At 72.8% G+C, this 17,141-nt stretch carries 15 protein-coding genes and 1 pseudogene; 8 read left to right on the top strand and 8 right to left on the bottom strand.

From position 1 onward, the window contains the following. Positions 1–181 precede the first annotated feature (181 nt). A complete protein-coding gene (locus ACFYPJ_RS24580) occupies positions 182–1,330 on the bottom strand; it encodes an acyl-CoA dehydrogenase family protein (RefSeq protein WP_389020972.1) in 1,149 nt (382 codons plus the stop codon). Between the two features lie 193 nt (positions 1,331–1,523). Here ACFYPJ_RS24580 and ACFYPJ_RS24575 point away from each other — a divergent pair, with 193 nt between their 5' ends. Next, positions 1,524–2,180, top strand: coding sequence for a TetR family transcriptional regulator (locus ACFYPJ_RS24575; RefSeq protein WP_389021192.1), 657 nt, complete (start codon positions 1,524–1,526; stop codon positions 2,178–2,180). A 35-nt stretch (positions 2,181–2,215) separates the two neighbouring features. Here ACFYPJ_RS24575 and ACFYPJ_RS24570 read toward each other — a convergent pair whose 3' ends face one another. Next, positions 2,216–3,049, bottom strand: coding sequence for a chitosanase (locus tag ACFYPJ_RS24570; protein WP_389020969.1), 834 nt, complete (start codon positions 3,047–3,049; stop codon positions 2,216–2,218). A gap of 258 nt (positions 3,050–3,307) precedes the next feature. On the opposite strand from ACFYPJ_RS24570, the gene ACFYPJ_RS24565 reads away from it, so the two are divergent. Beyond that, positions 3,308–4,492, top strand: a complete 1,185-nt coding sequence (locus ACFYPJ_RS24565) for an AI-2E family transporter (RefSeq protein WP_389020966.1) — start codon at positions 3,308–3,310, stop codon at positions 4,490–4,492. A 182-nt stretch (positions 4,493–4,674) separates the two neighbouring features. On the opposite strand, the gene ACFYPJ_RS24560 is transcribed toward ACFYPJ_RS24565, so the two are convergent. Further along, positions 4,675–5,457, bottom strand: a complete 783-nt coding sequence (locus ACFYPJ_RS24560; protein WP_389020963.1) for a maleylpyruvate isomerase family mycothiol-dependent enzyme — start codon at positions 5,455–5,457, stop codon at positions 4,675–4,677. Between the two features lie 133 nt (positions 5,458–5,590). Then, positions 5,591–5,740 (bottom strand): response regulator transcription factor, encoded by a 150-nt coding sequence (locus tag ACFYPJ_RS24555; RefSeq protein WP_389020960.1) that lies wholly within the window; start codon positions 5,738–5,740, stop codon positions 5,591–5,593. A 180-nt stretch (positions 5,741–5,920) separates the two neighbouring features. Between ACFYPJ_RS24555 and ACFYPJ_RS24550 the strand changes: the two genes are divergently transcribed. After that, positions 5,921–6,685, top strand: a complete 765-nt coding sequence (locus ACFYPJ_RS24550) for a GNAT family N-acetyltransferase (RefSeq protein WP_389021189.1) — start codon at positions 5,921–5,923, stop codon at positions 6,683–6,685. A gap of 235 nt (positions 6,686–6,920) precedes the next feature. Further along, a complete protein-coding gene (locus ACFYPJ_RS24545; protein WP_389020957.1) occupies positions 6,921–8,087 on the top strand; it encodes a S1 family peptidase in 1,167 nt (388 codons plus the stop codon). 54 nt (positions 8,088–8,141) lie between these two features. Here ACFYPJ_RS24545 and ACFYPJ_RS24540 read toward each other — a convergent pair whose 3' ends face one another. Next, positions 8,142–9,038 (bottom strand): serine hydrolase, encoded by an 897-nt coding sequence (locus ACFYPJ_RS24540; protein ID WP_389020954.1) that lies wholly within the window; start codon positions 9,036–9,038, stop codon positions 8,142–8,144. Between the two features lie 566 nt (positions 9,039–9,604). Here ACFYPJ_RS24540 and ACFYPJ_RS24535 point away from each other — a divergent pair. After that, positions 9,605–10,397, top strand: a pseudogene (locus tag ACFYPJ_RS24535) (hypothetical protein); the annotation flags it as partial. Positions 10,398–10,431: 34 nt separating this feature from the next. Here ACFYPJ_RS24535 and ACFYPJ_RS24530 read toward each other — a convergent pair. Next, positions 10,432–11,607 (bottom strand): abortive phage infection protein, encoded by a 1,176-nt coding sequence (locus ACFYPJ_RS24530; RefSeq protein WP_389020951.1) that lies wholly within the window; start codon positions 11,605–11,607, stop codon positions 10,432–10,434. A 377-nt stretch (positions 11,608–11,984) separates the two neighbouring features. Here ACFYPJ_RS24530 and ACFYPJ_RS24525 point away from each other — a divergent pair, with 377 nt between their 5' ends. Further along, the gene (locus ACFYPJ_RS24525; protein ID WP_389020948.1) at positions 11,985–13,157 is read left to right on the top strand and encodes a PP2C family protein-serine/threonine phosphatase; all 1,173 of its coding nucleotides are present in this window, start codon (positions 11,985–11,987) and stop codon (positions 13,155–13,157) included. Positions 13,158–13,166: 9 nt separating this feature from the next. After that, on the top strand, positions 13,167–13,781 hold the full coding sequence (locus ACFYPJ_RS24520; RefSeq protein ID WP_389020945.1) for a flavin reductase family protein: 615 nt from the start codon (positions 13,167–13,169) through the stop codon (positions 13,779–13,781). Between the two features lie 21 nt (positions 13,782–13,802). Here ACFYPJ_RS24520 and ACFYPJ_RS24515 read toward each other — a convergent pair whose 3' ends face one another. After that, positions 13,803–15,398: a M1 family metallopeptidase gene (locus ACFYPJ_RS24515; protein ID WP_389020942.1), complete on the bottom strand. Its 1,596-nt coding sequence runs from the start codon at positions 15,396–15,398 to the stop codon at positions 13,803–13,805. A gap of 238 nt (positions 15,399–15,636) precedes the next feature. Between ACFYPJ_RS24515 and ACFYPJ_RS24510 the strand changes: the two genes are divergently transcribed. Next, complete coding sequence (locus ACFYPJ_RS24510; RefSeq protein ID WP_389020940.1) at positions 15,637–16,161, top strand: hypothetical protein; 525 nt, start codon at positions 15,637–15,639, stop codon at positions 16,159–16,161. A gap of 70 nt (positions 16,162–16,231) precedes the next feature. On the opposite strand, the gene ACFYPJ_RS24505 is transcribed toward ACFYPJ_RS24510, so the two are convergent. Further along, positions 16,232–17,113: a diacylglycerol kinase family protein gene (locus tag ACFYPJ_RS24505; RefSeq protein ID WP_389020937.1), complete on the bottom strand. Its 882-nt coding sequence runs from the start codon at positions 17,111–17,113 to the stop codon at positions 16,232–16,234. Positions 17,114–17,141: the final 28 nt, after the last annotated feature.

Here is a 17,141-nt window from a genome sequence, read left to right as displayed (position 1 = left end):
CGGTATCGCTGCGGGCGGGCTCGGATCGGCGCGAGTACGGTCCCGTCCCCGGTCCGGCGATTGTGAAAGTTGGTCTCCCAAGCGTCTCCCACAGTCTGACAGGCAGATCGACGCGGCCCTCCCCTGGCGTGGGGAGGGCCGCTTTACGATCTTCTCTCGTCTTGCTGCTACCACGGTCCGGTCACGGAAGGTTGCGGGCCATGACGACTCGCTGGACCTGGTTGGTCCCCTCATAAATCTGCGTGATCTTCGCGTCCCGCATCATCCGCTCCACCGGATAGTCCCGCGTGTACCCGTAACCCCCCAGCAGCTGCACCGCGTCCGTCGTCACCTCCATCGCCACGTCCGACGCGAAACACTTCGCCGCCGCCCCCTGGAACGTCAGATCCGCGTCCCCGCGCTCCGACTTCGCCGCCGCCGCATACGTCAACTGGCGCGCAGCCTCGATCTTCATCGCCATATCCGCCAACATGAACTGCACACCCTGGAAATCCCCCACCGGCTTGCCGAACTGCCGCCGCTCCCGCACGTAGCCCTTCGCGTAGTCGAACGCCCCCTGCGCCACGCCCAGCGCCTGCGCCGCGATCGTGATCCGCGTATGGTCCAGCGTCCGCATCGCCGTCGAAAACCCCGTGCCCTCCGCGCCGATCATCCGGTCCGCCGGGATCCGCACCCCGTCCAGATACACCTCACGCGTCGGGGATCCCTTGATCCCCAGCTTCCGCTCCGGCGCCCCGAACGACACCCCCGCGTCCGACTTCTCCACCACGAACGCCGAAATCCCCCGCGACCGCGCCTCCGGATCCGTCACCGCCATCACCGTGTAGAAATCCGACACCCCCGCATTCGTGATCCACCGCTTCACCCCGTCCAACACCCAGTGATCACCATCGCGCACCGCGCGCGTCCGCATCCCCGCCGCGTCCGAACCCGCCTCCGGCTCCGACAAGCAGTACGAGAACATCCCCTCGCCCCGCGCCAGCGGGCCCAGGTACTTCCGCTTCAGCTCCTCCGACCCCGACAGCACCACCGGCAGCGACCCCAGCTTGTTCACCGCCGGAATCAACGACGACGACACACACCCCCGGGCCACCTCCTCGATCACGATCACCGTCGCCAACGCATCCGCACCCGCACCCCCGTACTCCTCCGGGACATGCACCGCGTGCAGATCGTTCGCCACCAGCGCCTCCAGCGCCTCCAGCGGAAAACGCGCCTCCTCGTCCACCGCCGCCGCGAACGGCGCGATCTTCGCCTCCACCAGCGAACGCACGGAGTCACGGAGCATCCCATGCTCCTCGGACGGGCGGTACAGGTCGAAGTCCGACATCAGCTCTCCCCTGGAGTGGCACTCAGTACCCTCATTATGCATATTGAGTGCCACGTCGGAAGGGAAGAGGTACGTTCGAGTCATGGCGGAGCAGCAGCACGAGGGCACGACGCGCGACGACACCCCGGACGGCGTCCCGGCGCGCGCCGGGACGGACGGCGCCGGGACCCCCGACGACCAGGAGAAGGCCCCCATCAGGGACCTCCTCGTCTCCGCCGCGTTCGACCTGTTCACGGAGCGCGGCTACGACGGCACGACCATCGACGACATCGCGCGCCGGGCCGGGGTGGGCCGGCGGTCCTTCTTCCGGTACTTCCCCACCAAGGAGGAAGTCGTCTTCCCCGACCACGAGCGGGCCCTCGCAGACCTGGTCGCGTATCTGGCCGACGGGGCCCGGGACCCCGATCCGGTCGCGCGCGCCTGCGGGGCGGCCCGGCTGGTCATGCGCATGTACGCGGAGAACGCCGAGTTCTCGGTGCGGCGGTACGCGCTCACCCGCAAGGTGCCGGCGCTCAAGGCCCACGAGACCTCCGTCGTGTGGCGCTACGAGCGGGCCCTCGCCGACTACCTCAAGGGACGCTTCGCGACGCTGCCGGACGGCGACGTCCGGGCGTACACGGTCGCCGCGAGCGTGGTGGCCGCGCACAACTACGGGCTGCGCGCCTGGCTGCGCTCCGGTGCCCGCGGCGACGCCGCCGCGGGCATCGACCGGGCCCTCGACCTCGTCCACCGCACCTGGAGCGACACCGGGGAGACCCTCGTCGTGGTCACCCGCAGCAGCACGCCCATGTGGCAGATCGTGCAGCAGTTGGAGGGCATCCGGGACGACCACGCCCCGAGAGGGAACTGAGTGCCCGTTCCGAGCGCACTCAGTTCCCTCGAAGGTCAGCCGATGTGGTAGCTGTCGCCGTAGACCTTCCAGTCCAGCGGCGGGTTCAGGTCCAGGTTGCCCGCGCGCAGGAAGACGCGCTGCGCGGTGTCGACCCGGCTGGTGTCGCTGTGCGCCTCCTCCTGCTTCATGGCCCACACCCGGGCGTCGAGGAAGGCATCGAGGTAGACCGTCTCGTCGCCGCCCTGCGCCGGCGGCTTCACGGACCGCAGCGCCCGGTTGCGGATGCTGCTGAAGCTGGTGGCGTCGCCCCCGTCGCCGTGCATGACGATGGCGTCGTAGTACGCGAACTGGCCGAGCACCCGCAGCCCGTCGCTCTTGCCCCGGCTCACCGCGGGGTTGAAGTAGACGCGGTCCCGCTCGTCGTTCTGAGCCTGCTGGAAGACCGTGTCCTGGGCGGCGGTGCGCCAGTCCCGCGGGTAGTTCGGGTCGAGCCCTTCGTGCGAGTCGGTGCCGTCGACCTCGCGCAGGGCGGGCAGGTACTTGGCGAGGACGTTGCCGGGCTTGCGCGCGGCGTAGAGCTCCACGAGGTCGAGCATGTCGCCGGTGCCCGAGCAGAACCCGATGATGCCCGCGGTGTAGCCCCGGCCGTCGCCGATGTCCTCGATGTACTTGTACTGGGCCTTCCAGTCGAGCGAGGAGTTCTCCGCGCTCGACACGAGCTTCATCGCTATCTCCTTCTTCGCCGGGTCGTCCAGGCCCGTCGCCGCCGGCGCCGCGGTGGCGCGGGGTACGGCGACGAGGGCGCCGATCGCCGCGGCTCCGGTCAGGGCGACGAACGTCCGGCGGGACACGCCGGTCGATGATGCTGCGTCATGGCCGAGATGCATCAGGGACTCCAACCGAGGGTGGGGGTAGGGGGGTTCGGTGCCTGGTTCGGCGCCTGCCACGCATTGATAGGAAGGTTTCCTATTAGACCTGGGAGGGGAAGCCCCGGCGCGAGAAGTTCGTAGGATCGGACGAGGCGAAGTCGTGACGCATACGGGCAAGCCCACGGTGCGGGCAGGCGTCCGGGCCGGTGCCGCCCGGTCCGTCCGGGCGCGTTGCACCCCGTCAGCGGTCCCGCTTGCGCTTACCGTGCTCTGGATATGACTGGTCATCAGAGACGGAGGGGCGACGCGGGCCGCGAGCGCGGGCCGCGGGGCGCGGTCCTGGGCAACAGGCCGGCGCGGTCGGTGCGGCTGCCCCTGCGCGCCCGGTCCGGGCCGCGGGAGGTGACGACCGCGGCGGCCGAGTGGACGGTGCCGTGGCTGCGGGTCGCCGCCGCCTACGCCTGGCGGCTCATCCTCGTCGGCTTCACCGTCTACGGCCTGTTCACCGTCCTCGGCCGCTTCCAGCTCGTCGCCGTGGCCCTGTTCGTCGCGTGCGTCCTCACCGCGGTACTGCGCCCCATCGCCGACCTGCTGAGCCGGGTGCTCCCGCGTCCGCTGAGCGTGGCCGTCGCGCTCATCGGCAGCGCGCTGGTCGTACTCGGGCTGTTCGCGCTCGTGGGAAACGCGGTGGCCGGCGAGTCGGCGAAGCTGGCGGGCGAGTTCCGCGGCGGCATCCACCGGATCGAGGAGTGGCTCCAGCACCCCCCGTTCCGGCTCGGCCGGGGCCGCCTCGCCGACCTGCAGCGCCAGGTGATGAACTACCTCAGCACCCACCGCGGGAGCCTGCTCAGCCGCGCCGTCAGCGGTCTCGGCAGGGTCATCGAGGTGGTGACCGGGATCGCCCTCGCGCTGTTCTCGTCAGTCTTCTTCATCCATTCCGGCGAGCGGCTGTGGGCCTGGGCGCGCGACCAGTTGCTGCCCTCCCGGGCCCGCGACGGGTGGGACCTGGCGGGCCGGGCGGCGTGGCACACCTTCGCCGGCTACACCCGCGGCATCATCATCGTGGCCGCCACCAACGCGGTACTGGTGTGCGCCGCGTTGCTCCTGCTCCGGGTGCCGCTCGCGCTGCCGCTGGCCCTCCTCGAATTCTTCGCCGCGTTCGTGCCCCTGGTGGGCTCGCCCGTCGCGCTCGGTGTCGCCACCGTGGTCGCGCTGGCCGGGCGCGGCCCCGTCACGGCGGCGGCGGTCCTGGTGCTCATCGTCGTCATCGGGCAGTTGGAGGGCCATGTGCTGCACCCCCTGGTGATGAGCTGGGCGGTCCGGCTGCACCCGCTGGCCGTCGCCGTCTCCGTCATCGCAGGCGGGATCGTCGCGGGCGTGATCGGTGCGGTCGTGGCGGTCCCGCTCGTCTCCGTGGTCTGGGCGGTGCTGCGCGCGCTGCGGGCGACACCGCCGCCGTAGCGGCCGCTCCCCTGCGGCGGGCCGGTGCCGCGGTCCGATCGCGCTCCGTACGGGACCGCCTACGCGGCCCGGCGCCCGGCGCTGCTCCAAGTCGTGCCCGTGAGGTGTGCGGACGGGCTGGACGTCCGCGGCACGTCGCACACGTCGGTCGGCGCGGCCGGCACCGGTTCGACCGCGCCGGATCACTCGTGCAGCCAGCAGCCCGTCCGCCGCAGCCACAGGTCGAGCAGGGCCCGGTCGCCCCGCACCTCGGTCCGCTCATCGACGGGCCGGCCATAGACGAGCAGCAGCAGGTCCGCGACCGGCCCCCGGACGGTGACCGCCGCCTCGTCGCCCCCGTGCCGCCACCGGGGAACGTCACCGGTGAGGTCGACGAACCAGTCCCCGGCGGGATCGTCGCCGGCGCACCAGCGCAGCGTACGGCCGGCCCCGAGCAGGGGCTCGTCGGTTCCGGGGTCGTACGCCTCGGGGACCGTGCCGAAGGACATCCACTCGTCGAGGCCGTCCCGGGCCACGGCCGCGTCGATCTCATGGCCGACGCCCAGGGTCCGGGCGGCGTCGGCGCGGTGGACGACGGTCTCGAAAAGCATGCGCCTGGCCCAGAATTCCAAGGGCTGATCGGGCACCACGGTCCACACTCGGGTGTCGGGACCGGCGTCGGTGAACGCGTCCGCGAGCCGGCGTGCCCCGTCGGCGAGCCAGGCGTCGAGCTGCACCGTGTCCTCGTCGCCGTAGCCGAAGACGTCGTTGACGAGCGCGTCGGACACCGGTTCGGTGGCCCGGGTGCGGACGATGGTCTCCACCCAGCGGTGGGCACCGCCCACGTGCCGCGCCAGCTGTCCGAGGTTCCACTCCGGGCAGGTGGGCACGTGGACGGTGGGATCGGCACCGGCCAGCAGATCCCGCAACAGATCGGTCTGGGTGAGGATTTCGTCCCGGTAGCGGTGGAGATCCCAGCGAGGCATGGGGTCAGACTACGAGACCGGGCCGCCGTGGCCGCAGCCCTTTTCCGGCGCACCTGCCGGGCCACCGCGTCCGTGGCCGGTAGCGGCCCGCGTTGCCCGGCCGCACCCCGGCGGGCACCCGCGCGGCGACCGGTCAGCCGCCCACCCGGACCAGACCGCTTTCGTACGCGAAGCTCACCGCGTGCACGCGGTCCCGCAGGTCCAGCTTGCCGAGGATGCGGCCCAGATGGGTCTTGACGGTCGTCTCGCCGAGGCACAGCCGGGCGGCGACCCGCGGAGACACACGGCGCGGCACCCGGAGGACGCCCGGTCCGGCACCCGGAAGGCACCCGGTCAGGCGCGCAAGAGGCACACGGTCCGGCACCCGGAAATCGGATGCGCCTGCGGCGCGATCGTGATGGAGTCGACCGCCGTGACCTCGCTGGACGCTCACTTCACCGACCCCGCCGACCTGACCTCCCGCATGGCGCGGAATCTCGCCGAGCACGCCTGCCACCTGCACCGGGGGCTGGCCGGCGCCACGGTCACACAGGCCGCTGATCTCCTGGTCGCGGACAGCGGCCTGGACGACGACACATTCAACATCGTCACCTCGGCGCGCTTCACGCCGGACGACGCCGCCCCGCGCATCGCCGACACCGTACGGACGCTGGCCGCCACCGGGCGCCGTTTCTCCTGGTGGGTGGGGCCCGACTCGACACCGCCCGACCTGTCCGAGCGGCTGTCCGCCGCCGGGCTGCCGGTCGCCGAGGAGGAGACGGCCATGTGGGCGCGGCTGGACGACTCCCTGCCGCCGGCCGCCGCCGAAGGGCTCGACATCCGACTGGTGTCCACGCCCGAGCAGCTTCGCGACCACGCGGCGGTTCTCGCCGCGAACTGGAGTCCGCCCGCCGAGACCGTCCGCCGTTTCTCCGCCCGGACCGCGCTCCGGGCGCTCGCCGCGGACTGCTCCGCCCGCTACCTGGTCGGCTACGCGGCGGGCGGTCCGGTCTGCTCGGCCGAGGTCTTCACGTACGCGGGCGTCGCCGGGCTCTACAACGTCTCCACCCTCGCCGGTCACCGACGGCGCGGCTACGGCACGGCGGTCACCCTCGCCGCGCTGCACACGGCGCGGGCCGAGGGGCTGCGCGTCGCTGTCCTGCAAGCGTCCGGCGACGGTGAACCCGTCTACCGCCGGCTGGGTTTCCGGGCCTGCGGCCGGTTCACCGAACACGCCGTCAATCCGTGACCGCCCGGCGCCCCAAGAGGGCGCCCCGCACCCCCGGGCGCCGCCGACGCGCCGTGCCCGCCCTGGCCTCCCCCGGTGCCGTCGGCGTCCGACGCTCCGTCACGAACGGCCCCGCATTGGCATGGACCTGACCATGATCAGCGGCTAGGCTCTGCCCCGCCACGCGGCTGAGAGCGCTCTCACCGACTCTGCTGTTCCACCCCCACCCCGTTGGAACGACGAAGGGCAAACCCCCATGAGACGTACCAGATTCACGCATGCCGGCCTCGCCGTCCTGCTCATGCTCGGCGTCGGCGTGACGGCGGGCACCCTGCCCGCTTCCGCCAACGACACACCCGCCGCCGGCCAGTCCGCGAAGGCGCCCGCCTCGGCCGCGCTGCTCACCGCCATGCAGCAGGACCTGCGCCTGACCAAGGCCCAGGCGGAGGCACGGCTCGCCGCCGAGCAGCGGGCGACGACCACGGAGCCCGCGGCACGGCGGGCGGCCGGGACGTCGTTCGGCGGCTCCTGGTTCGACGCCTCAAGCGGCACCCTCACCGTCGGCATCACCCCCGGCACCGCCGACGAGACCCGCCGGGCGATCCGGGCGACCGGCGCGAGTGTCACCACCGTCGAGCACAGCGCGCGGCAGCTGGACGCCACCCTCGCCCGCCTCGACAAACTCACCGCGCCTGCGGGAGTCACCAGTTGGCACGTCGACCCGCAGGCGAGCACGGTGGTCGTGAACGTCGCCGAGGGCAAGCAGTCTGACAACGATGTCCGGTCGTTCGTCGACCAGGCTCGCAAGGCCGGTCCGGTCACCGTCGAGTCGATACCCGGCGCACCGGCGACCCTCGCCGCGGGCACCGTGGGCGGCGACCCGTACTACACCGGCAACGTCCGCTGCTCGATCGGCTTCTCCGTGTACGGCGGGTTCGTCACCGCCGGACACTGCGGACAGCCCAGCGCCGGGGTCAGCGGCTGGGACGGCAGCTTCATCGGCAACTTCCAGGGCTCGTCGTTCCCGGACAACGACTACGCCTGGGTCAACGTGGGCAGCGGCTGGTGGACGGTCCCGGTCGTGCTCGGCTGGGGCACCGTCTCCGACCAGCTCGTGCGCGGCTCGGCCGAGGCACCGGTCGGCGCCTCCATCTGCCGGTCCGGATCGACCACGCACTGGCACTGCGGCACGGTGCTCGCGAAGAACGAGACCGTCAACTACAGCCAGGGCGCGGTGCACCAGATGACCAAGACCAACGTCTGCGCCGAAGGGGGCGACTCCGGCGGCTCGTTCATCAGCGGCGACCAGGCGCAGGGGGTCACCTCCGGCGGCTGGGGCAACTGCAGCTCCGGCGGCGAGACCTGGTTCCAGCCCGTCAACGAGATCCTCAGCCGGTACGGCCTGACCCTGCACACCGCCTGATCCACCGGGCACTCAGCGGGCCTCGGCCGCCGGCCGGGGCCCGTCCTCCTCGCGTCAGGCGGCACTCGCCGGGGCGAGTGCGGTGCGGGCCGCGCGTTCCACGAGCGCGACCCCTTCGTCCATCGAGGCGCTGCCGTCGGAGAGGACCGCGACGAGGTAGTGGCGCCCGCCCGCCGTGATCCAGCCGATGCTGTTGACGTCCCACAGTTCGGTCGTCGCCCGCTCCAGCCAGCCGTTCTTCAGTTTCCAGGAGGTTCCCGCAGCCGAGACACCCCAGGACTGCTCGCCCACGACGTGGGACATCAGCGTGCGGAGGTAGCTCCGGGAATCCTCGCTCAGTCCTCCGGCCCTCGCGGACGTGCCGGAGGACGGGGCGAACACCTCCCGCAGCAGCCGTATCTGGTCGCCGGCGGTCGTCCGGGTGAGCCCCCACTTGACTCCGGGTCCGCCCTGGGTCGAGGTCAGCCCCAGGCGTTTGTTCGCGGCGTCCAGGCCCGGGGCCAGACCGATGCTGCGCCACAGCACGTCGGCCGAGTCGTTGTCGCTGCGCCCGATCATCGGCTCCGCCAGGGCGCGCTCCTGCGCGGTCAGGGCACGCCCGGCGTCCTGCGCCTTCAGCAGCAGCGCGGCGAGGATGTCGACCTTGACGATGCTCGCGGTGTCGTACGCGCCGTCGGAGCCGTACACCGTGGGGGTGCGGGCCGGAGTGTCCAGGTCGAGCACCGCGGCGGTGACCCGCTCCTTGCCCTGCGGGTTCACCCGGGCGAGGAACCGGGCGGCGGCGGAGTCGGACCGCGCCGTGGCCGTCGCGGCGGTCGCCGGTTCCGAGACCAGGACACCGAGGGAGAAGAGGGACGCCACCGACGCCGCGAGGGCGGTGGCGCCGGCCGCTGCGCACCTGCGCTTTCCCGCCCGCCGCGGAGAGGACGGGGGTGACGGCTCATGGGGCATGGTGCGGGACCTCGGCAGTTCCTCGGGGACCGGTCAGAACACAGCGAACTTAAACAAAACACCCCTCCTGCGAAGTGACGGCCGCCACCTCGGGGCCGCTTCACCCGGCCATTGTGGGGAAGGACACAGCAGCGACCGCGGGCCGCGCCGCGTCCCGCTGCGGGCGGACCCGGCGCTCCCCCGGGCGGAGACCGGGTGCGGTCCGTACCGACGGACGCGGCGGACGGGCCGTCGGCCACAGCGGCGCCGGGCGGCCCGCGCCGCGCCGGGTACGGCCGACGCGGGCGCGGTCAAGGAGCGACGGCCGGCCGGGCCGTGCGAACACTTTGACCGCAAGCCGTCGGGTCGTGGCCCGGCAGGCGGCCCGTTCCTGGCATCGCTGCGCGCGGTGCGAAGGCGCATCGGCGACGGCGAGGGAGCGGATCGTGATCAAACGCAGGCCACCGGCGCGGACCGGCGGGAGACTGCGGCGGCTGCGCGGGGCCGTGACCGCCGCGGCGGCGGGGCTGGTCGTCGCGGCGGGCACCGGGGCGGCGCCCGCCGCCGCGGTCCCGACGGCCGCTCCCTACTACTGCCGCAGCCATCCCCGGCCCACCGAACCGCAGTATCCGCTGTGGCAGGGGCTGCGCACCGACTCCCCGGTGACGGCCGCCGGGCTGCGCGCCCGCCTCCAGGAGTGCACGGGCTACGCGTCCGCACCGCAGGAGCGGACGGCGGCACAGCAGCGCAACCTCGACGACGTCCTGGGCGTCACAAGGATTTCGGAACGCACCCTCGAATCCCACCTGCGCTTCGCGACGTTCACCTTCCGCGACCTGGTGCACAGTCGCCTCGGCGGCCGCACTCCGTTCGGCAACGGGGGGCGTGCGGCACTCCGGTGCGCGCGACGACGAGGCCCTGAACGCGGGAGTGGAGCGCTTCTCCCCCGATCCCACCGCCGTGCGGGACCTCTCCTGGGACAGCGATCTGACGGGCCGGGTCGGTCTGGCCGTCCTCACCCTGCACGCGATCGACGACCCGACGGCGTTCGTGGAGCACGAGGCCGCCTAACGGGCCACCCTGACCGGTGCCCACCGCGGCGGGCAGTTGGTGCAGACGTCCACCGACGAGCACGAGCACAGCGGGCTCAGCGCCGCGGAGTACGCCAATTCCCTGGCCGCGCTGGACTCCTGGGTGCGCACCGGCCGGAAGCCGACCCCGCAGTCGATCGCGGCGGCCTGCGGCGCCTACGACCGGGTGTACGGCACGGGCTGCTTCTACGACACCGGTTTCCGCCCCGCGCCGTATGCAGGGCGGTCGCCGAAGCGATCGCCACGCGCCGGGAGAGGTGTCGGTACTGGGGCGCCCTGCCCGACCGCCCCTGTCGCGTGGACGGGTGATCGGGGGATGTGCGTCACTTCCTTGGTGGCGTGCGGGCGCCGGAAAGCTGTGCCTTCCACGGGTTTTCCCGGCACCGTCCCTCGGTCGCGTACCGGCGGGCCAGGGCGTGGAACGCCTCCTTCGGCTCCCAGTGCCAGTCCGAGGCGGGGTCGTCCGGGCGGTCCTTGATCGTCTTGGTGATGGCGTAGCTCGCCAGGTCGAGGTCGTGGCGCGGGTCACCGGGCCGGTGCGGGGCGTCCGGGGTGACGAACTCGAACGCCATCGCCGCGTACAGGCCCATCGCCGAGAAGACGTCCACCAGGTCCACCAGGTAGGCGGCCTGGGTGCGTTCGCTGCGCACCAGGTCGCCCTTGATCTCGGCGGGGTCCTTGTCCTGGTCGACGATGTCCCAGCCCATCCCGGCGGTCTCGGGGGCACCCTCATAGGCGCAGGTGCCGAACTCGGTGATCGCCAGCGGCTTGCCCCAGCGCAGGTACCGGGTCAGCTCCGCGGTGTAGTCGGAGCGCCGGCGGAAGTACGAGTAGTAGTCGATGCCCACGATGTCGAAAAGACCCCAGTCAACCTCGTCGTCCTGGGCCGCCGCGTAGCTCAGCCGGCCCTGGAAGACCGAGCGGCCGGTCTGCGCCGCCCGTGCGGTGAAGCGGTCCAGGCGGCGCTGCATCCGGACCGGGTCGACCGTGCCGGCCAGCAGGTTCCGGATGCGTTCCACGGCCGTGTCACCCGGCACGATCCCCGGCACGAACAGCCAGAACTCGCAGCCCACGCTGAGGTCGACGCTCGCGCCGTGCCGGCGCAGCCGTTCGGCGAACCGGCCGGTCTCGGCGAGGTGTTCCAGTACGTCCCGGGCCGGCACGTCGCCGAGGGTCGGCTGGAGCCAGACGTGCAGTCCGCGCTCGGCGGCCTCGGCGGCGGTGGCCGTCAGGCGCTCCACGCCGTCGCCGGTGACCTCCACGGCGTCGGCGTGCAGGTCGTCGCGGATCGCCCGGATGTCCTCGCGCATCCGCGCGGTGCTGAAGGCCGTGCCCGGTGTCTCGCCCGCGCCCACCGTGTAGACGACACCCCGGTGCCGCAGTCCGCGCCCGCTGCCGGCCGCTCGCGCCGGTCCGGCCGGCAGCAGCGCGCCCGCGAGGGCGGCGGACGCCGCCGCGGCCAGGAACTGGGCCCGGCCCATCCCCTTCGTGTTCTCCATGCGGCCACTGTGCCGGGCAGCCCGCCGCCGCGCCGTCGGCCGATGGTCCACGGTGCCGCGACCAAGGGAGGCGATCCGGCGGCGAAAGTCAGCCCGGGCGCCGCACGACCGCACGCCCGCTCCGCCCGGCAGGCCGGTGCCGGACGGTGTGGCCGGCGAGCGGGATCCGGCGGGCACGGTCCGACGAACGTCGTGCGGACATGCCGTGGAGTGGCGCAATGAACGGTGCGCCGCGGCCGGACGCACCAGGCTTGGCCTCTTGTGGTCACTTTTTGCCGGGAGTCGGGTGTGTCCAGGCTGTGCGAGCCGTGCCGTCCACCCGTGCGTTCCGCTCCCGCGTTCCGTGCCGAGCGCGCAGCGACGCGGCGGAGCGCGCGGTGAGGCTTCCCGGTCGTGCCCCGCGGGCGGGCGACAGCGGCCGGACCGGGTCCGGGCCGGCGCCGTGGCTGCGCTGGCTCCCGGCCGGTTACGTCGCCCTGGTCGTGGTGCTGGAACTCTTCACCCCTGGGCAGTGGCCGGTGAGCTTCGTGCTCGTCGCGCTGCCGCTGCTGGCCGCCTTCGCCCACAGCCCGGCCGTGGTGGCCGGCCTCACCGTGTTCGCCGTGCTCCTTGAATGGCTGCTGACCGACAGCCCGTGCTGTGCGGGACGGGAGGTCCGCTACCGGTGGGACCAGTACTACATGACCGCATATCTCTGCACGGCCCTGGTGGGGTCCCTCGGTACGGTCCTGGCCGCCCACCGGACCCGGCGGGAGCGCACGCTCGCCGATGTGCGCTTCGTCGCGGACATCGCCCAGCAGGTGCTGCTCAAACCGGTCCCGCACCGGATCGGGGACCTCCGTCTGGAGAGCTTCTACCTCTCCGCCGCAGCCGAGGCACGCATCGGCGGCGACCTCTACGAGGCCGTGCCCACCGCGCACGGGGTACGCCTGCTCGTCGGCGACGTCCGCGGGAAGGGGCTGCCCGCGGTGGAGTCCGCGGCTGCCCTGCTCGGCGCGTTCCGCGAGGCGGCCCACGACGAGTCCGGTCTGCCCGGGCTGGTGAGCCGGGTGGAGACCAGCATGACGCGCAGGGCCGAGCAGCTCTCCGCGAGCGACATGGGCGAACGGTTCGTCACCGCCGTGTTCGCGGAGATCCGCACCGACGAGCACGTCGTGCGCGTCGTCAACTGCGGTCATCCGCTGCCGCTGCTGATCAGGCCCGGCGAGCTGCACGAGCTGGACACGGGGCGGTCCGATCCGCCGCTCAATCTCGGCATGCTGGTCGGCGAGCCGTACCACGTGGACGTCCATCCCTTCCTGCCCGGCGACCTGTTGCTGCTGTACACGGACGGCGTCACGGAGACCCGGGACCGCGACGGCGCCTTCTACCCGCTCGTGGAGCGCCTGCGTTCCTGGGGGCCGCTGCCGCCCAGGGAACTGCTGGACCGGCTCCATGGGGATCTGCTGGAGTACAGCCGCCATCAGCTGCGGGACGACACCGCCGCGCTCGCGGTGGTCCTCCTGCCGCACGAAGAGGCTGCCGGTGCATCCGCCCGCGCCGGGGCATAACGTGCTGGCATGCGCGTCGACTACGCACCGGACGCCCTGGGTCCGGGCTCCTTCTACCGGCTGCTCACCGCGGTGGTCGTACCCCGGCCCATCGCCTGGGTCTCCACTCTCACCGAGGACGGCGGGACGGCGAACCTGGCGCCCCACTCGTTCTTCACCGTCGCCTGCGCCGACCCGCCAATCGTGCAGTTCACCTCGGTGGGACGCAAGGATTCGCTGCGCAACGTCGAGGCGACCCGCGAGTTCGTGGTCAACTTCGCGCCCGAGCCGCTCGTCGAGCAGGTCAACGCGACCGCGACGGATTTCCCCCGCGCGGAGGGCGAGTTCGACGCGGTGGGCATCGCGCGCGAGCCGTCGCTGCGGGTGCGGCCGCCCCGGGTGGCGGCCTCGCCCGTGGCACTGGAATGCACCCTGCACGCGACGCTGGGTCTCGGCGACTCGACCCTGGTGCTGGGCCGGGTGGTGCATGCCGTGGTCAGCGAGGACGTCCTGGTGGACGGCCACCCGGACATCGGGCGGCTGCGCCCGTTGTCCCGGCTGGGCGGCAACGAGTGGGGCACGATCGGCGAGGTCCGTGCCATGGCCCGGATCCGGTACCGGGACTGGCCCCGCCGATCGCGCTGACCCGCCTCCCGCGCGCCGTCGTCAGCCGTCGATGCGGTGCTGGGTCCAGAACGAGGTCAGGTCCGTGCCGGTGGCGGCCTGGGCGGCGGCCTTGAACTCGGCGGTGGTCGAGACTCCGTACCAGTGCGCGGTGGCGTAGTCCTTCAGGAGCTTCGCCATGGCGGTGTCGCCGAGGACGCGCCGCAGCTCATGCAGCGCGCACTTGCCGTAGCCGTAGACGACGGTGGAGTAGCGGGATGCGTGGGCGTCCCAGTAGGCCATCGAGTTGGTGATCTTCTCGGCGGACGACGCCCACGAGACACTGTTCCAGCAACCGCTGCCACTCTTCCCCAGGGCCAGGTCGGTGGCGTAGTCGGTGAACGCCTCGTCGAGCCAGGGGCTGGTGTACTCGTCGTCGCCGACGATCCCGTACCACCACTGGTGCCCGATCTCATGGGTGAGCGCGGTGGTGCTCACCACGTCGAGGACGAATCCGGGGTACTCCATGCCGCCGAACCAGAAGTTGTTGTCGATCACGGCGTCCAGCTCGCCGTAGGGGTAGGCGCCGAACCGGCCCGCGTGGGCGTCGACGGCGGAGGTCGCGGTGGCCAGCATCGACTGGGCGCTGGAGGAGCTGATGCCGGTCACGGAGTAGACGTTCACCGGGGTGCCGGCCGCCGAGGTGCCGGAGATCCGGGTGAAGGGTCCGGCCGCCCAGGCGAAGTCGCGGACCTGGGTGGCGGTGGCGGTGGTGACCGTGCGTCCGGCGGTGCCCGGGGTGTCGGTCGAGCGGCCGGTGGCCGGTACCAGCAGGGTGCTGGGGTGGTCGAGGCTCACCTTGAAGTCGGCGGCCAGGGAGTAGAACGACTCACCGTTGTCGGTGTACGGGTCCAGGTGCCAGCCGGTCGTGTCCTTGACCGCGAGGACGGGCAGGGCGTTGCCGACGAAGCTGAAGGCCCCGTCACGGCCGAACCGGTCGGCGCCGGCGGGGACGGTGATGCCCAGGTCGAAGCCGATGGTGGCGCTCTGCCCCTGGGCCAGCGGCGCGGGGAGGGTGATGCGCAGGGACGTGCAGTCGGCCGACAGGGCGCCCGCCGTGCCGCCGGTGACGTCACTGACCTTGATCGGCATCGCCGAGCAGGTGCCGTGGGAGTTGTCCCACAGCCGCAGGTACACCTCGCCGAGCGCGGTGGCGGAGGAGTTGGTGAAGGTCACGCTCTCCTGGCCGGTCCAGACGGAGCCGGTGGTGTCGCTGCTGAGGCTGACGGTGTACGAGGGTGCGGACGGGGTGCGTGTGGAGTCCGCCGGCAGTGCCGTGGCGCACCCGGCAGGGTCGGTGGAGCGCCGGGTGAGCGTGTCGGTGCGGGCGTCGCCGGTCCCGTTCGGCCGGATGAGGCCGGTGCCGCTGTGGGCGGTCCGGGCCGAGCCGGTGAGCAGTGCGGACGCCGACCGGGACCCGGGTGAAGTGCCTCTCCTGGAAACGCCGTTGGCGATCGGCGGGGCGGGGGCGCAGACGGCGGTCGGCGGCGCGGACCAGGTCGGCGCGGCGGCGGCCGCGGAGACCGGGAGCGCGACGGCGGCCAGTGCCGCGAGGGCGACCACGCTCGCGGCCAGGGGGCTGTGGGGGGTTGGTCTCACGGGGAACTCCTTTGCCCAGACCGGGATTGCGGCCTGCTCGTCGGCCGTCCGGCGGGGTGGGCCGGCGGGCGACCGTGGGTGACGCGGTTCGGTTGCGCGTTCATCGGAGTGCGGTGCCGGCCGCGTCCTGGTGGTGGGGGCGACGGCTGCCGGAAGCCTGACAGAATTGTCGCGGCCATGCCATAAGGACTTCGGACTGATGAGTTCGGACCGATGAGTTCGGCGCGGGCCCCCGGTCATGACCTGTCGGCAGGGTTTCGACGAGACGGAGGAGGGCCCGATGCGGCTGCCGACACCCCACGAGGCACTACGGCGGCTCGACGTCCTCGTGGGCGCGTGGGACATGCGGGCCGCCGGCCACCGTGCCGGACCGGTCCGGACCGAATTCGCGTGGCTGGAAGGCGGCACCTTCCTCGTACAGCGCGCGGACGTGGGACCGGACACCGTCCTGCCCGCCGAGTGGAGCGCGCACGCGCCGTTCCCGACCGTGACGCTGACCGGCTACGACGACACCTCGGGCACCTTCACCACGCTGTACGCGGACGGCCGCGGCGTCGCCCGCACCTACCGGACGAGCCTGAGTGAGGGAGTGTGGCGGCAGTGGCGCGCAGCACCCGGTTTCCACCAGCGCTTCACCGCCGTCGTGGGCCCCGGGGGCGACACCATCGAGGGTGGCTGGGAACGGTCACAGGACGGCAGGCTGTGGATCCCGGACTTCGACGTGACGTACACGCGGGTCACCGGGCCGCCGCGGGACGCATAGCTGCGGCGGCCGGTGGCCGGTCCTCGCGGGCCGGGGGTGCGGCGTCGGGCCGGCCGCTGCGCCCGCGGCGTCAGCACAGCACCGCGAGGTCGCCGGGCCGCACCCTGACCGTGACCGGCAGGGTGGCCTCGACCTCCCCGTCGGCGCCGTACGGGACGGGCCGGTCGGCCTCGATACGGATCTCCCGGCCGCGCAGCACCCGTACCTCGGGCCGGTCGACATGGGCACCGGTCCGCAGCTCGTTCATGAGGGCGAAGAACAGCCGGCGCGGGGCCTCGCGGATCAGCACGACGTCGAGCAGTCCGTCGTCGAGGAGGGCGGCGGGGGCGATGGCCCGGCCGGATCCGTAGTACGCGGAGTTGGCGGCCACCACGGTGTAGCCGCGGTGGGGGTGCTCCCGCCCGTCCACGGTGACGCGGTAGGTCGCCGGCCGCCAGGTGGTCACCGCGCGCAGCCCGCCGGCGTAGTAGGACGCGGCGCCGCGCAGCAGCCGCGCGTTGTTGGCGTGCCGGTTGGCGAGCGCGTCGACGCCCGCGTACACGCTGCCCAGCACCACGGTGCGCCGGTGGACGGCCGACTCCACTTCGATGGTGTCGACGGCGCGGGGGGCGTGGTCGAGCAGGATCCGGGCCAGCGCCGCGGGGTCGGCGGGCAGGCCGAGAGCGCGGGCGAAGTCGTTGCCACGGCCCGCGGGGACCAGGCCGAGCACGCTGCCGGTCCCGCTGAGCGCGCCGCCGACGCATCCGGCCATGCCGTCGCCGCCCACCGCGAGCACCACCCGGTCGCGTTCGCCCGCCCGGCGGGCGAGGTCCTGGGCGTGGGCCAGGCTGCGGCTGTACTCGGTCTCCAGTTCCGCCCCGGCCTCGCGCAGCAGCCGGCCCAACCGCAGCAGGGCCGCCGCTCCCGAGGAGCCGCCCGCGGCGGGGTTGACGACGGCCGTGAACTGTCGCATCGGTGAGCCTCCGGGCGGGGACGGTGGT

The organism is Streptomyces sp. NPDC006012, from assembly GCF_042871185.1.
GTDB lineage: Bacteria > Actinomycetota > Actinomycetes > Streptomycetales > Streptomycetaceae > Streptomyces.
Note: the sequence above shows the minus strand (reverse complement) of the source record. Positions and strands in the feature narration are given on the sequence as shown.